The sequence below is a fragment of the Streptomyces sp. ME19-01-6 genome, assembly GCF_033793745.1.
Lineage (GTDB): Bacteria > Actinomycetota > Actinomycetes > Streptomycetales > Streptomycetaceae > Streptomyces.
Map to the genome: position 1 here is coordinate 41509 of NZ_JARAXF010000003.1, position 15554 is coordinate 57062.

General features: G+C 73.5%; 11 protein-coding genes. 8 read left to right on the forward strand and 3 right to left on the reverse strand.

Annotated elements, in window-relative coordinates; translation table 11 throughout:
- Nucleotides 1-108 precede the first annotated feature (108 nt).
- The 6 genes from mce (at nt 109) to PV419_RS06855 (ending at nt 9546) form a co-directional block, all read left to right on the forward strand.
- Nucleotides 109-594 carry a methylmalonyl-CoA epimerase gene (mce, locus tag PV419_RS06830; protein WP_319686825.1) on the forward strand — a complete coding sequence of 162 codons (486 nt, stop codon included), beginning with the start codon at nt 109-111 and terminating at the stop codon, nt 592-594.
- Nucleotides 595-906: 312 nt separating this feature from the next.
- A complete protein-coding gene (scy, locus tag PV419_RS06835) occupies nt 907-4920 on the forward strand; it encodes a polarized growth protein Scy (protein ID WP_319686826.1) in 4014 nt (1337 codons plus the stop codon).
- 229 nt (nt 4921-5149) lie between these two features.
- Nucleotides 5150-6088 carry a cellulose-binding protein gene (locus PV419_RS06840; RefSeq protein WP_319686827.1) on the forward strand — a complete coding sequence of 313 codons (939 nt, stop codon included), beginning with the start codon at nt 5150-5152 and terminating at the stop codon, nt 6086-6088.
- A 273-nt stretch (nt 6089-6361) separates the two neighbouring features.
- Entirely contained in the window at nt 6362-7207 is an 846-nt protein-coding gene (locus PV419_RS06845) for a hypothetical protein (protein ID WP_319686828.1), read from the forward strand.
- Between the two features lie 78 nt (nt 7208-7285).
- Complete coding sequence (locus PV419_RS06850) at nt 7286-8539, forward strand: ABC transporter ATP-binding protein (protein ID WP_319686830.1); 1254 nt, start codon at nt 7286-7288, stop codon at nt 8537-8539.
- Nucleotides 8536-9546 carry an ABC transporter permease gene (locus PV419_RS06855; protein WP_319686831.1) on the forward strand — a complete coding sequence of 337 codons (1011 nt, stop codon included), beginning with the start codon at nt 8536-8538 and terminating at the stop codon, nt 9544-9546. The genes PV419_RS06850 and PV419_RS06855 overlap by 4 nt, the downstream gene beginning before the upstream one ends.
- A 49-nt stretch (nt 9547-9595) precedes the next feature.
- On the opposite strand, the gene PV419_RS06860 is transcribed toward PV419_RS06855, so the two are convergent.
- A complete protein-coding gene (locus PV419_RS06860; protein ID WP_319686832.1) occupies nt 9596-9922 on the reverse strand; it encodes an ATP/GTP-binding protein in 327 nt (108 codons plus the stop codon).
- Between the two features lie 207 nt (nt 9923-10129).
- On the opposite strand from PV419_RS06860, the gene PV419_RS06865 reads away from it, so the two are divergent.
- Nucleotides 10130-11200: an LLM class flavin-dependent oxidoreductase gene (locus PV419_RS06865; protein ID WP_319687538.1), complete on the forward strand. Its 1071-nt coding sequence runs from the start codon at nt 10130-10132 to the stop codon at nt 11198-11200.
- Nucleotides 11201-11458: 258 nt separating this feature from the next.
- Here the strand turns inward: PV419_RS06865 and PV419_RS06870 are convergent, their stop codons facing one another.
- Nucleotides 11459-11851, reverse strand: coding sequence for an SCO5389 family protein (locus PV419_RS06870; RefSeq protein ID WP_319686833.1), 393 nt, complete (start codon nt 11849-11851; stop codon nt 11459-11461).
- Between the two features lie 211 nt (nt 11852-12062).
- On the opposite strand from PV419_RS06870, the gene nucS reads away from it, so the two are divergent.
- Nucleotides 12063-12725, forward strand: a complete 663-nt coding sequence (nucS, locus tag PV419_RS06875; protein WP_319686834.1) for an endonuclease NucS — start codon at nt 12063-12065, stop codon at nt 12723-12725.
- Between the two features lie 56 nt (nt 12726-12781).
- Here nucS and PV419_RS06880 read toward each other — a convergent pair whose 3' ends face one another.
- Nucleotides 12782-15493 (reverse strand): ATP-binding protein, encoded by a 2712-nt coding sequence (locus PV419_RS06880; protein WP_319686835.1) that lies wholly within the window; start codon nt 15491-15493, stop codon nt 12782-12784.
- Between the last annotated feature and the right edge of the window lie 61 nt (nt 15494-15554).

Here is a 15554-nt window from a genome sequence, read left to right on the forward strand (position 1 = left end):
AACGAGGGTTATCGTCAATGTACTGACGAGTACCCGCCGGGTCACCGGGCCATCAATGTGATCGCGCGCACGTTGCGTAACCACCCGTGTGAGCGGTGCACTGGGACCATGCTGACCAGAATCGACCACATCGGGATCGCCTGCTTCGACCTCGACAAGACCGTCGAGTTCTACCGTGCCACGTATGGCTTCGAGGTGTTCCACATCGAGACCAACGACGAGCAGGGGGTCCGCGAGGCCATGCTCAAGATCAACGAGACATCGGACGGCGGGGCGTCGTACCTACAGCTCCTGGAGCCCACCCGGGAGGACTCGGCCGTCGGAAAGTGGATGGCCAAGAACGGTGAGGGGGTGCACCACATCGCCTTCGGCACGGCGGACGTGGACACCGACTCCGAGGCCATCCGCGCCAAGGGCATCCGGGTGCTGTACGAGGAGCCCCGCCGGGGCTCCATGGACTCCCGGATCACCTTCCTGCACCCCAAGGACTGCCACGGTGTGCTCACCGAGCTCGTCACAGCGGCGGACCGCACCCCCAAGGACCACTCCGCGGACCACTCCACAGCACACTCGGGCGACCCCGAGAAGAGCTGATCACCGATCGACTACCCGACCCACTCGCCCCGCACAAGCGGGACCGAGGAAGTCCATCACTCAAGCGGACCACTGACCTTCCGCTTCCCCGGCCGGTAGAGTGCAACCTCGGCCGGGGTACGGGAACGGGATCAGAAAGGGATCGGGGCCCGGCCCAGGCTTAGCCGATGATCTGACACCATTTCTTCGGAAGGGCTAGCTCCGATCCGGCCGCCACGGCCGGACGCCAGGTCGGGACCGCGAGGTGCCACGTGGCACCCCCAGGTACGGAGCCGGCCGCCAACGCGACCAGGGGACGGATGGGACCGCGCAGTGCGGGGCTACGACCGCTACGAGCCTGACGACCACCTCTCGAAGTTCGAGGCCGAGATGGAGCGGCTGAAGACCGAGCGGGAGAAGGCCGTCCAGCACGCCGACGACCTCGGCTACCAAGTCGAGGTGCTGCGCGCCAAGCTGCACGAGGCGCGCCGCAATCTCGCGAGCCGCCCTGCCTACGACAGCGCCAACCTTGGCTACCAGGCCGAGCAGTTGCTGCGCAATGCCCAGGTCCAGGCGGACCAGCTGCGCGCCGACGCCGAGCGCGAGCTGCGCGAGACCCGGGCCCAGACCCAGCGGCTGCTGCAGGAGCAGGCCGAGCGGCAGGCCCGGCTCGAAGCCGAGCTGCACGCCGAGGCGGTGGCCCGCCGTCAGCGGCTGGACCAGGAGCTCGCCGAGCGCCGCGCCACCGTCGAGTCGCACGTCAACGAGAACGTCGCCTGGGCCGAGCAACTGCGTGCCCGTACCGAGGCGCAGGCCCGCCGGCTCATGGACGAGTCGCGGGCCGAGGCCGAGCAGGCGCTGGCCGCCGCCCGCGCCGAGGCGCAGCGGCTGGCCGACCAGACCCGCGACCGGCTCGGCTCGGAGGCGGAGTCGGCCCGCTCGGAAGCCGAAGCGATCCTGCGCCGCGCCCGCACCGAGGCCGAGCGGCTGGTGAACACGGCCGGCGCCCAGGCGCAGGAGGCCACCCACCACGCGGAACAGCTGCGCACCTCCACCGCCTCCGAGTCCGATCAGGCGCGCCGGCAGGCCACCGAGCTGACCCGGGCGGCCGAGCTGCGCATGCAGGAGGCCGAGACGGCGCTGCGCGAGGCGCGCCTCGAGGCCGAGAAGGTCCTCACGGAGGCCAAGGAGGCGGCGGAGAAGCGGCTGTCGGCCGCCGAGACGGACAACGAGCAGCGCACCCGCACCGCCAAGGCGGAGATCGCCCGGCTGGTCGGCGAGGCCACCAAGGAGGCCGAGGCGCTGCGCGCGGAGGCCGAGCAGGTACGGGACGACTCCCGTGCCGAGGCCGAGCGGCTGATCGCCGAGGCGGAGGAGACCGCCCGCGCCAAGACCGCAGAGGACTCGGCCGCCCAGCTGGCCAAGGCGGCCCGCAGCGCCGAGGAGGTGCTGACCAAGGCCTCGGAGAACGCGCAGGCCACCACGAAGGCGGCGGCCGACGAGGCGGAGCGGATCCGGGCCAAGGCGGAGGCCGAGGCGGACCGGCTGCGGGCCGAGGCGCACGACACCGCCGAGCAGCTGAAGGGCGCGGCGAAGGACGACACCAAGGAGTACCGCGCCAAGACCGTCGAGCTGCAGGAGGAGGCCCGCCGGCTGCGCGGCGAGGCCGAGCAGTTGCGCGCGGAGGCGGTGGCCGAGGGCGAGCGGATCCGCGCCGAGGCCCGCCGGGAGGCGGTCCAGCAGATCGAGGAGGCGGCCGGCACCGCCGAGGACCTGCTGGCCAAGGCGAAGTCCGGCGCCGAGGAGACCCGGGCGGCCGCCACCGCCGAGAGCGAGCGGGTACGGACCGAGGCGATCGAGCGGGCCGCGTCGCTGCGCCGCCAGGCCGACGAGGCCCTGGAGCGGGCCCGTGGCGAGGCCGAGGAGCTGGTGACCTCGGCCGATACCCAGGCCGAGCAGGTCAGGACGGAGGCGGCGGAGGCGGCCCGGCGGATCCGCGAGGAGGCCGAGGCGGCCGCCGCCGACCGCCGCGCGGAGGCCGAGGCCGAGCTGGTCCGGCTGCACGGGGAGGCCGAGCAGCGGCTCGCCTCGGCCGACCAGGCGCTGCGGGACGCCCGCGAGGAGTCCGAGCGGCTGCGCCGGGAGGCGGCCGAGGACACCGAGCGGCTGCGCACCGAGACCGCCGAGCGGCTGGCCGCGCTGCGCCAGCAGGCCGAGGCGGAGGCGGACCGGCTGCGCGACGAGGCCGTCGCGGACGCGTCGAACATGCGCGCCGAGGGCGAGGCGGTCGCGGTACGGCTGCGCGGCGAGGCCGCCGCGGAGGCCGAGCGGCTGCGCGCCGAGGCGCAGGACACGGCCGACCGGGTGCGGGCGGAGGCGAACGCCGCCGCCGAGCGCATCGGAGCGGAGGCCGCCGAGGCGCTGGCGGCCGCGCAGGAGGAGGCGGCCCGCCGCCGCCGCGAGGCCGAGGAGACACTGAGCGACGCCCGCGAGGAGGCCCAGCGGGAGCGGAGCCTGGCGCACGAGCAGAGCGAGGAGCTGCTGGCGGCCGCCCGCAACCGGGTCACCGAGGCGCAGGCGGAGGCGCAGCGGCTGGTCGAGGAGGCCGAGCGGCACGCGGCGGAGCTGGTGGCCGCGGCGGAGCAGCACGCGCAAGCGGTGCGGGACTCGGTCGCGGGGCTGCACGAGCAGGCCGAGGCGGAGATCACGGGGCTGCGTACGGCCGCCGAGCACGCCGCGGACCGCACCCGCCACGAGGCCCAGGCGGAGGCGGACCGGGTCCGCGCGGACGCGCACGCCGAGCGGGAGCGGGCGGCCGAGGACGCGGCGCGGCTGCGGCGCGAGGCCCACGAGGAGACGGAGGCCGCCAAGGCGCTCGCGGAGCGCACGGTCTCGGAGGCGATCGCGGAGGCGGAGCGGCTCTCCTCCCAGGCCCGCGAGGAGGCCAACCGGCGCCGTTCGGACGCCGCCGAGCAGGCGGACCGGCTGGTCACCGAGGCCACGAGCGAGGCAGAGCGGCTTCGGGCCGAGGCCCAGGATGTCCTGGACGATGCGCGCCGCAGCGCCAACAAGCTCCGCAACGAGGCGGCCGAGCAGGCCGATACGCTGGTCAGCGGCGCGACCGAGGAGGCCCAGCGGCTGGTCTCGGAGGCGGGCGCGCGGGCGCAGCAGCTGCGTACGGAGGCTTCCGACGCGCGGGCGACGGCCGAGCAGGACGCGGCGCGCACCCGGGCCCAGGCCCGCGGGGACGCCAACAACATCCGCTCGGAGGCGGCCGGACAGGCCGACCGGCTGGTCGGCGAGGCGACGAAGGAGGCCGAGCGGCTGCTGGCGGACGCCGGTGCGGAGGCCGAGCGGCTGCGCACCGAGGCGTCGGAGACCGTGGGTTCGGCGCAGCAGCACGCGGCGCGCACCCGGGCGGAAGCGGAGCGGGTGGCCACCGAGGCCGCCGCGGAGGCGGAGCGGGTCCGCGCCAAGGCGCAGGCCGAGGCCGAGCGGACGGTCGACAGGGCGCGCGAGGACGCCAACAAGCGGCGTTCGGATGCGGCGACCCAGGTCGACCGGCTGATCACCGAGTCCACGGCGGAGGCGGAGCGGCTGACGAAGGAGGCGCGGGAGGCCGCGCTGCGGACCGCGACCGCCGCCGAGGAGCAGGCCGACACGATGGTCGGCGCCGCCCGCAAGGAGGCCGACCGGCTCGTCGGCGAGGCGACCGCGCAGGCGAACAGCCTGGTGGAGAAGGCCCGTACGGACTCCGACACGATGCTCGGCGAGGCCCGGGGGGACGCGACTCGCATCCGCGAGCGGGCCGAGGAGCTGCGGACCCGGGCCGAGGCGGACGTCGAGGAGTTGCACGAGCGGGCCCGCCGGGAGTCGGCGGAGCAGATGAAGTCGACCGGCGAGCGCGTCGACAAGCTCGTCGCGGCCGCGACCGCGCAGCTGATGAAGGCCGAGGAGAAGGCCGCGACGCTGGTCTCCGACGCCAACAGCGAGGCCAGCCGGGTCCGTATCGCCGCCGTGAAGAAGGCCGAGTCGCTCCTGAAGGAGGCCGAGCAGAAGAAGGCCGAAGCGACGCGGGACGCCGAGCGCAGGCGCGCCGAGGCGGAGGCCGAGGCCAAGCGCATCGTCGACGACGGCAAGCGCGAGCTGGAACTGCTCAAGCGGCGCCAGGAGGACATCAACGCGGAGATCTCCCGTGTCCAGGACGTGCTGGCGGCGTTGGAGTCTTTTGAGGCCCCCGCATCGGGGGGCAGCTCGGGCGGGAACTCGGGAAGGAACGAGAACGGCGGGGTCAAGACGGCGGCTGGTGCGGGGACCCGGGCGAGCGGCAAGCGCTCGGACGGCTGAGGGTTTTTGGGGGCGAGTGCTGCTGAGTGATAGTGGTTCCGGGTGGGGGCGCTAGAGACACACCCCATGTCGTGTCCGTATCATCCCGACGAGTGACAAGCCGTCTGCCCGCCTGCCACTCAAAAGGCTGGACATTCTCCAGATCAAACGGACGTTGACTCGATGACACGCCGTTTGGCCCCCTAGGATTCCCTCTATCACCTCACCGGTCTCTTTCGACAGGAACCCCATGAGCGACACTTCCTCCCCCTTCGGCTTCGAGCTCGTGCGGCGTGGATACGACCGCGGTCAGGTGGACGACCGCATTACCAAGCTCGTCGCCGACCGTGACAGTGCACTGGCCCGTATCACCTCTCTGGAAAAGCGCATCGAGGAGCTGCACCTCGAGACGCAGAACGCTCAGGCCCAGATCAACGACGCGGAGCCGTCCTACGCGGGGCTCGGCGCCCGCGTCGAGAAGATCCTCCGTCTCGCCGAGGAGGAGGCCAAGGACCTGCGCGAGGAGGCCCGCCGGGCCGCCGAACAGCACCGGGAGCTCGCCGAGTCGGCGGCCCAGCAGGTGCGTAACGACGCCGAGTCGTTCGCCGCCGACCGCAAGGCGAAGGCGGAGGACGAGGGCGCGCGTATCGTCGAGAAGGCCAAGGGTGACGCGGCGACGCTGCGCCAGGATGCCCAGAAGGACGCGCAGCAGAAGCGCGAGGAGGCCGACTCCCTCTTCGAGGAGACCCGCGCCAAGGCCGCCCAGGCCGCCGCGGACTTCGAGACGAACCTCGCCAAGCGCCGCGAGCAGTCCGAGCGCGACCTGGCCTCCCGTCAGGCCAAGGCCGAGAAGCGGCTGGCGGAGATCGAGCACCGGGCGGAGCAGCTGCGCCTGGAGGCCGAGAAGCTGCGTACGGACGCCGAGCGCCGCGCCCGCCAGACGGTGGAGACCGCGCAGCGTCAGGCCGAGGACATCGTGGCCGACGCCAACGCCAAGGCCGACCGCATCCGCAGCGAATCCGAGCGCGAGCTGGCGGCGCTCACCAACCGCCGCGACAGCATCAACGCCCAGCTGACCAACGTCCGCGAGATGCTGGCCACGCTGACCGGTGCCGCGGTGGCCGCGGCCGGCTCCCCCACCGAGGACGAGCCGATCTCGCGCGGTGTCCCGGCCCAGCAGAGCCGCTGACGTCGAAAGCTCTGACGCCGAAAGCTCTCACACCGACGGCTCTGACCTGCAGGGCCGCTGACGCCGGATCACGCCCTCGGGAATCCGGTCCGTCGCAAGGCCCCCAACCGTCGGTGCGGTCCGTCCGCTGAGCGCATCTCGTGCCCCGCGCCCGCCTTGTGCGGCGCGGGGCACGCGCACGACGGCGCATCGGGAGCCCCGGTACGGGTGCCCGGCGTCTTGCGCGTGCACGACGTCTTACGGGCACACGGCCGTGGTGCGTAACCTCCCCCTGTGACCGACCGCAGCCTGATGGCCCTGGGGTTCGCCGATGTGCCCGCGCTACGGCCGCTGACCTATCCCGGCCGACCCGTCACCGCGCCCGCGCTCCTCGCGGGTTCCGAGCTGTGGGAGTTGACGCCCTCGCCGGGCGCGCTGGGCGGCTGGCCGGTGCTCGGGTCGCCCCTCGGCCCACCGCGCGAACCGCTCGACGCCGTGCTGGCCCGGCTCGGCCAGGCGCCGCTGGAGCAGCGCCACCCGGTCATCGCCGTCGGCTCCAACGCCTCCCCCGCGCAGCTGCACCACAAGCTGACCGCGCTCGGACACCCGGCCGCCGTGCCGATGGTGCCGGCGCGGGTGCGCGGCATAGGAGTCGGCTGCTCGGCGCACATCGGGCGGTACGGGTACGTCGCCGCCGCGCCGTACGCGGACCCGGCGGCCGAGACCTCGCTGGTGGTCAGCTGGCTCGACGACGACCAACTGGCGTCGGTGGACGCCACCGAGTTCCCCAACTACCGGCGGATCCTGCTGCCGGGCGCGAGCTTCCCCATGGTGCTGCCGTCCGGGGAGCGGCTGGGCGGCGCGTATCTCTACGTCGGCGGGCGGGGGGTGCTCGCGGGCCCCGACGGCGCCTTGGACCGCCCCTCCGGCAGGCCGCGGCCGGGCGGCGGTGACCAGAGCGCGCTGCTGACCGGGTTGCTGGCGTCCTCAGTGCGGCTGCGGGACCTGTTGGGGCCCGACCCACGGGCCTGGATCCAGCGCGCGGCGGCGGACCGCGCGCTGCGGGAGACGGCCGCCTCGATCTTCGCGGAGGAGGGCTGGGTGCTGCACGGTTACGATCCGCTCTCGACTCTCGCTTAACGGGAACCGCAATCTCACGGTTATCCTCCTTACCCGCACGGGGCAAGCGCTCCGGACGCATCGCACGAGGGGCGGAGCATGATCGAGGCAGTCGGCCTGACGAAGCGCTACGGCGCCAAGACGGCCGTGTACAACCTGTCGTTCCAGGTGCGGCCAGGCGCTGTCACCGGCTTCCTGGGACCCAACGGATCCGGCAAATCGACGACGATGCGCATGATCCTGGGGCTCGACGAGCCCACCGCGGGCCATGTCACGGTGGGCGGCTACCCCTTCCGCCGGCTGCCCAACGCCCCGCGTCAGGTGGGTGCCCTCCTCGACGCGAAGGCCGTGCACGGCGGCCGCAGCGCCCGCCAGCACCTGCTGTGCCTGGCCCAGCTGTCCGGCATTCCGGCCCGCAGGGTCGACGAGGTGCTGGGCGTGGTCGGGCTGCAGAGCGTCGCGAGGAAGCGCTCCAAGGGGTTCTCGCTGGGCATGGGGCAGCGCCTGGGCATCGCGGCCGCGCTGCTGGGCGACCCGCAGGTGCTGCTCTTCGACGAGCCGGTCAACGGCCTGGACCCGGAGGGCATCCTGTGGGTCCGCAACCTCATGAAGCAGCTGGCGTCCGAGGGCCGCACGGTCTTCGTCTCCAGCCACCTGATGAGCGAGATGGCGCTGACCGCCGACCGCCTGATCGTGATCGGGCGCGGGCAGCTGCTCGCCGACATGAGCGTCAAGGACTTCATCTCCTACAACTCCGCGGACTTCGCGCGGGTCCGCACGCCCGACGGGGAGCCGGACCAGCGCGAGAAGCTGACGGCCGCGCTGAGCGAGGCGGGCGGGCAGGTGCTGCCGGAGCAGGACGGCGCGCTGCGGGTGACCGGGCTGCCGCTGCCGCGGATCAGCGACCTGGCCCACGGGGCGGACGTCCGCCTGTGGGAGCTCTCCCCGCACCAGGCGTCGCTGGAGGAGGCGTACATGCGGATGACGCAGGGCGCCGTGGACTACCGCTCGACCGCCGACCAGCGGGCGGGGCTGCAGGAGGCCGTACCGGGCATGGCCCCGCAGGGCGGGCCGTACGGCTATGCCCCGCCGGCCGCGGGCGGCGCGCCCGGCGGCTACCCGCCCGCGGGCGCCATGCCGGGCTACAACCCGCCGCCCGCGCCCCAGGGTCAGCCCGCGCCGGGTCAGGCGGCCCCGGGTCAGGCCTTCTGGCAGCCGCAGCAGCCCCTCGTCGGGCAGGGCACGCCGCAGCAGCCCGCCGCCCCGGCGCAGCCGCCGGCCGCTCCCCCCGCTCCGGCCGCCGCGCCGGCCCCCGCCGACATGAACAAGCGCGACAGCGAGGACGCCCGATGACGACCCCTTACCAGCAGCAGTCCCAGGCTGCCCAGCCGTCCGCCCCGCCGCAGCCGCCCCAGCACGCACCTCAGCAGCCGCCCCAGCAGCCGGGCGTGCCGGGTGCGCCGGGCATGCAGGCCGCGCCGCAGCAGGCGCCGCAGCACGCACCCCACCAGCAGGCCCAGCAGCCGGGCATGCAGGGCGCACCGCAGCAGGCCTACGCCTCCGCCCCCGCCGGGTACACCTCGCCGATCCCGATCCGGCGTACGCACCTGGGTCACGCGATCACCTCCGAGTGGACCAAGATCAAGACGGTGCGCTCGACGATCTGGACGCTGAGCGTCATGGGCGCGCTGGTCGTCGGTATCGGGCTGCTCGTGGCCTCGGGCACCAAGGACAGCGACTACTCCACCACCCCCACCACCATCCCCGGTCTGTTCGGTACGCTCCTCGGCCAGCTGTGCATCGTCACGCTCGGTGTGCTCGTCGTCTCGTCCGAGTACGGCACCGGGATGATCCGCACGACCTTCACCGCCTCGCCGCAGCGCTCGCGCGTGCTGACCGCGAAGGCCATCGTCTTCTTCCTGGTGTCCTTCGTGACCACGACCGCCGCGCTCGCGCTGGTGGCCTTCGCGAGCTCGGGGATGCACAGCGGGCCGGACGTCATGGAGCCGACCGGCAAGCAGCTCCTCGGGGCGACCCTGGGGGCCGGGCTGTATGTCTCGCTGCTCGGGCTGCTCTCGCTCGCGGTGGGCAGCATGCTGCGGCACTCCGCCGGGGCGATCACCGCGATGCTCGGTGTGGTGCTGCTGCCCGCGATCCTCCCCGCCTTCCTGATGATGTCGAGCAGCATGCACACTCTGGGCGAGAAGATGCAGAAGTACTCCTCGCCCAACTCGCTGGCCGCGCTCTTCCAGATCGACGACGAGCTCGGGACCGGCTGGTCGCAGCTGGGGCTGCTGGCCGGGGTCACGGCCGCTGCGCTCATCGGGGCGTACGCGCTGCTGGAGAAGCGCGACGTGTGACAGACGCGTGCGCCAGGCCGCTGCCCGGCCGGATCCGCTGATACCTCGGCTAATACTTCGGTGCGTTACGGGACCGCTGGAGCTTCGCGCTCCGGCGGTCTCTCGCGTTCCAGCAGGACTTGTGCCAGTGGCGGCGGTCGTCCACGCCGCTGTGCTGCTGCCAGGCCACGACATGCGGCACACCGGGCGGGATCTCCTGGTCGCAGCCGGGGCAGCGGTAGTGCTTGGCGGCGGCGCCACCGCCGACCTGGCGCACCACCCACTCCTCGCCCCGCCAGCTCTGCGTCGACTCCAGCCCATAGCGGTCCGCGCGGTCTTCGTCTGGGCTGCCGATCGGTTTCTCGCCGCCTCGCGGGCGGTTTCGGCGTGGAGACACGGGGCACCTCGAAGGACGCTGGGAGCTACTGACTGTGACCAGCGTACGCGTTACCGTCACGGTCCCGAAAAGCCGTGTCCACAGCCGTCCTCCGATCATCATGAAAACTTCTTGCCAAGCCGTGCCCTTGGCACGTGTCAAGCGTTAATGCCTATACGGGGGGGTGCCCGTGGTGGCGGCGATGGCCGCAAGAGGAGGCAGATGGCAATGCGCGTGGGGGCTTTCATCCTCGCCGCTCAATTCCCGGGTCAGGGCCAGGGGGAGGCGCTGAACCGGGCGGTACGGTCCGCACAACTCTCCGAAGCGGCGGGGCTGGACGCGGTGTGGCTCGCCGAGCACCACTTCGTTCCGTACGGCGTCTGTCCGTCCGCGGTGACGCTCGCCGCGCTGCTGCTCGGGCGTACCAGCACGATAGGCGTCGGCACGGCCGTGAGCGTGCTGCCGACCGCGCATCCCGTCGCGCTGGGTGAGCAGGCCGCGCTGCTCCACCTCGTCTCCGGGGGGCGCTTCACGCTGGGCGTCGGCCGGGGCGGGCCCTGGGTGGACCTGGAGGTGTTCGGCACCGGTCTGCGGGCGTACGAGCGGGACTTCCCCGAGTCGCTGGACCTGCTGCTGCGCTGGCTGTGCGAGCCACGGGTGGGCGCGGCCGGGGACCGGTTCGTCTTCCGCGAGGTGCCGGTCGTGCCCCGGCCCGACGAGGCGCTGGGCGGTGAAGCGGCGATCGGCGGGAGGCCGGGCGGGCGGGCGGCGTCCGGTCCCCCGGTGATCGTGGCCTGTACCTCACCGGGCACCGTGCGGCTGGCCGCCGAGCGCGGACTGCCCATGATGCTGGGGATGCACTGCGGGGACGACGAGAAAGCCGAGGCGGTCGGCTTGTGGCGGAAAACCGCGCTGGCCGCGGGCCGCTCCCCGGAGGACGTCGCGGCGGTGTCGGAAGAGCATGTCTCGGCGGGGGTGGTGCAGATCGCGGACGCGCGCCCTGAAGCCGCGGAGACCCTCCTCAAGGCCATGCCGGGCTGGCTGCGCCAGGGGCTTGACGCCCATGTGACGGTGGACGGACGACCGCGCCGGATGCGCGATCCGCTCGCCTATGCCGAGCTGCTGTGCGGGCTGCACCCGGTCGGGCCGCCCCGGCTGTGCGCGGACCGGCTGGCGGCGACGGCGGAGCGCACCGGCATCCGCCGCTTCGCGCTGCTGGTCGAGGGCTCCGGAGATCTGGCGGCCACGGAGGAGAATGTGCGTCGGCTGGGCGCCGAGGTGCTGCCGCTCCTGCGCTGAAGACCTCCTGTGCCGGAGTCCTGCGCGCTCTAGTGCCGCGTCAGTCAAGGTTTGCCCGGTAGCGAGGCGTCCTGGTGCGGTCAGCTGCAAGGCGCCGGATGGGCCTCCGGGGGCACCGCCCGGCCGAAGGCTGGGGGCGGGCCTACTCGGCCGATTGGGCAACGCAGCAGATGGCCGTGCCAGGGCGGCGAGCGGGGCAAACCTTGGCTGATGCGGCGCTGGGCACCTCCCCCTCGTGGAGCGGCAGCGGAAGCCGGGTCAGCAGTCGCGCAGCTCGGGTGACTGGTTCAGCAGCTGCCCGCGCGCCGAGGTGAAGCGGGCCAGTCTCTCGTCGGCCGACGCGTCCAACGGGAACACCGCCACTCGGTGGCAGTTCTGGAAGGCCAACCGCACCCCGAAGTGGCGCTGCAGCGCGCCGCGTATCGCGTCGCTCGCGAGTGCCCGCAGCAGTTGACCGCGGGCCTGCTCGTCCGGCGGCGGTGTCTGGTTGTCGGCGAATTCCCCGCCGTCGACCTTCAACTGGGCCACCAGAGAGCTGATCATCTCCCATGCGTAAGGTAGGGAGTTCCGGACGCAGTCGACGAAGTCGGCTTCGTCGACCTCGCCTCGCTCGGCCTGTGCAAGGAGGGCCGGTGAGACGTCGAGCGACATGGATTCTCCTCTCGCGACCCCCGTGACGGGGGTCTCAGGGACGGATGGGCGGACGGCGACGGAGCGTACCCGCATGACGACCGCCCGCTTCAACGGTAATTCGGCCACTGTGGCCGCACCAGGAGAATGCGTGCACAACCAGCCACCCCTGAAGGGGCTCGTCATCAGACGAATCGCGTAGGCCACCCGCCGTCGAGTAGCGTTGCCGACCATGCGTCTCGTCATCGCCCGCTGCTCCGTGGACTACGCCGGCCGGCTCACCGCCCACCTCCCCTCGGCACCCCGTCTGATCCTCGTCAAGGCCGACGGCAGTGTCTCCATCCACGCGGATGACAGGGCCTACAAACCCCTCAACTGGATGTCTCCGCCGTGCACCCTCAAAGAAGGCGACGGCGATGTGTGGACGGTGGTGAACAAAGCAGGCGAGAAGCTCATCATCACCATGGAGGAAGTGCTGCACGACTCCTCGCATGAACTCGGGGTGGACCCCGGTCTGATCAAGGACGGCGTGGAAGCCCATCTGCAGGAGTTGCTGGCCGACCGCATCGAGACACTTGGCGATGGCTGGACGCTTATTCGGCGTGAATACCCCACTGCCATTGGCCCCGTGGACATTCTCTGCCGGGACGCCGACGGCGGCACCGTCGCGGTGGAGATCAAGCGGCGCGGGGAGATCGACGGTGTGGAGCAGCTCACCCGCTATCTCGAACTGCTCAACCGCGATCCGCATCTGGCCCCGGTGAAGGGGATCTTCGCGGCACAGGAGATCAAGCCCCAGGCGCGGGTGCTCGCCACGGACCGCGGCATCGGCTGCGCCGTCCTGGACTACGACGCGCTGCGCGGCATCGAGGACGACAAGCTGCGACTGTTCTGAGACCTGCCCTTTTGAGCCCGAGACAGCGCACGGCGCTGTCTCGGGCCTCCGTGTCTTTACGTAGGCACACTCACCGACGAGGCCGACGAGGCCGGGTCGGTCGACGCGGAGCCGCTCGCCGTGGTCGCCGGACCGCTGGCCGTGGTCGTGGTGCCGCCTCCGGGGCTCGTGGTGGAGGTGCTGGGCGGGGTGGTCGGCGGCGTGGTGGGCGGCTTGGTGGTGGGGGTGGTCGGCGGCGTCGTCGTCGGGCGGTGGGTCGGGGTGTGCGAGGTGGACCCGGACGACGGCGGGGTCGTCGGCTTGGCCGTCGGCGACGCCTCGCCGCTGGACGACGGGGCGGTCGGGCTCTCGGAGGCGCTGGGCGAGCCGCTGCCGAGCGTGGACGGGGACGTGGGCGCCCCGGAGACGCCGCTGGGGCCCGGCTGCTGGCTCTCGCCCGCGCCGCTCGTGGGCTCGTCGGCGGTCAGCCCCTTGTCGTCGGCCTCACGGGAGGACGACTGGCCGGGCTTGACGGTGTCGGCGGAGCCCTTGCCCCCGTCGCCCGAGGTGACGCCGAGCGTCACCACCGTGCCGAGGGCGGCCACGAGCAGGGCGCCCGCGCCCGCCGCGACCAGGTTGCGCCGGGCGCCGGTGAGCGCCGCGAAGCGGCGGCCGAGCGGGGTCCTGCCGCCGCCATGACCGCCGCCCCGGCCGCCGGCACCGCGCGCACCGGCCTTGCCGCTCGCGCCGCCGGTGCCGCCGCCCGGCCCGCCGCCGGTGCCGAGCGCGGCAAGCACGTCGGTGCGGCTGAGGCGCTCGGTCGTCTCGACCCGCCGCGTGACGACCGTGATCTCGGTGTCGGCCGGGTCCCGCTGCCGTGCGGACACCCCGCCGGGCGGGGAGGCCGACTCGTCGTGGCGCGCTTCCGTGACCTCCTCGCCCGCCGTCGTACGGCCGCCGGGCGCGGCGAAGACGCCGGGGGCCACCGGGCCGCCGGAGCGGTCGGTGACCAGGGCCAGGGCGCGTCGGCCCGCGACCGTGCCGCGCTTGTCGGCCAGCACGCCGCGCAGCCCGATGGACGCCTCCAGCTCGGCCCGCGCCCGGTCCAGATGGCCCGTGCACAGCGCGAGGACGCCCAGCTCGTGGTGGAAGTACGCCTCCTCCGCGACCTGTCCGGCCAGCCGTGCGGCCTCCTGGCCGTGGCGCAGGGCGCGCTCCCAGGCACCCCAGTGGAGCGCGGCGGCGAAGGCGGGGGTGGCGCTGCGGGCCAGCAGTACGGCGCTCTCGGCGCGGCCCGCCTCGCGGACGGCGACCAGCGCGGCCATCGCGGTGAGGATCGCGTCGGCCTCGATGGCGACCCGCTCCGGGGCGACCGAGGGGTGGCCGGCCCACCAGGCGTAGTGCCGGGCGACGGCGCCCGCCCGCTCGGCCGTCCCGTCCGCGTAGCCGCTGGCGGCGAGTTGGTCGGCCACGCCGACCGCCAGCCGGTAGTGCGATCCCGCGGGCGTGACCAGACCGCCGGCGATCAGCTCGCCGAGCGCCGCATCGGCATGGGTGTCCCCGGCCAGCGCGGGCAGATGCGTCTGGTGCGGGCATTCGCCGCCGAGCGCGACCGCGAACCGCAGGGTGTCGCGGGCCGCCTTGCTCAGCCGGGAGGCGATCAGCGCGACCGGGGCCGCGCCCTCGGCGAGCGTCGGCAACGGGATGCTGTCCCGCACGCCGGCCTCTGCGGAGGCGTCGCCCGCCGCGACCAGGTCGTCGGCCAGGTCCGCGCCGGGGGCGGAGTCCTGGGCGGAGCCGAACCCCCCGATGGAGCCTGAAGCTTCGGCAGAACCGGAAGCCTCAGCGGAGCCTGCAGCCCCGGCAGAGCCCGAAGCCTCAGCCGGGCCCGAAGCCTCAGCGGGCCGGCGCTCGCCCCGCAGCGCGTCGCGCTGCCGCAGCAGCGCTCCCGCCTGGATGAACCGCAGCGGCAGCCCCTCGGACTCGAACCACAGGTCCGCGGCCCAGCTCCGCTCGTCCTCCGCCAAAGGACGCCGTACGGCCCGTTCGAGCAGTTCCAGGGACCCGGTGCGGCTCAGCCCGGAGAGGAAGACCTCTTCGAGGTGCGACTCGGTGGACGGGGCCGCGACGGCGGGGGTGGCCGAGATCAGGAAGGCGCACTCGGGCGTCGCGTCCAGGAACTCGTCCAGCGCGGTGCCGCCGAACTCGATGTCGTCCAGCACGACGACCGCGCCGATCTCCGCGACCGCCGCCAGCAACTCCGCGCGGCCGGGGCGGTACAGGGGGGCGCGGTAGACGGCGGCGTACAGCTCGTGCAGCAGGTCGGTGGCGGTGCGGCGGTAGCCGGAGAGGCGTACGACCCCGTCGGGCGCCAGGTCCTCGCAGTCCGCGGCGACGGCGTCGAGCAGCGTGCTGCGGCCCGCGCCGGACGGCCCGGTGACCCGCACCGACCGGCCGCGGGCGAGCAGCCGGGCCAGCCGCTCACGCTCGTCCTCGCGCTCCAGTATCGGCACCTCGAAGGCCACCGCGCCCGCGGGCAGCGGCGGCGCGGCGGCCCGGCGCAGCTCGGCGCGCTCGTGGGGGCCGCGGCGCTCGGGGCGGGCGGGCCGCTCGCCGGGCGGGCAGGGCTCTATCTCGCTGCCGTCGACCGGATTGATCGTCAGCAGGTAGTCGCCGGAGACCAGTTTGACGGTGCGCACGGGCGCGGGTGTGGGGCTGCCGCCCTCCGCCGGGCGCGGGGGCGGGGTGTCGCGGCCGTGCTCTTCGGGTCTGCGGTTCGTCGGATCCATGGTGAAAGCCCCCCAGGTGCGTGGCGTTGTCCCAAGCTTCCGGCCTGTCCGCACGCTCGCC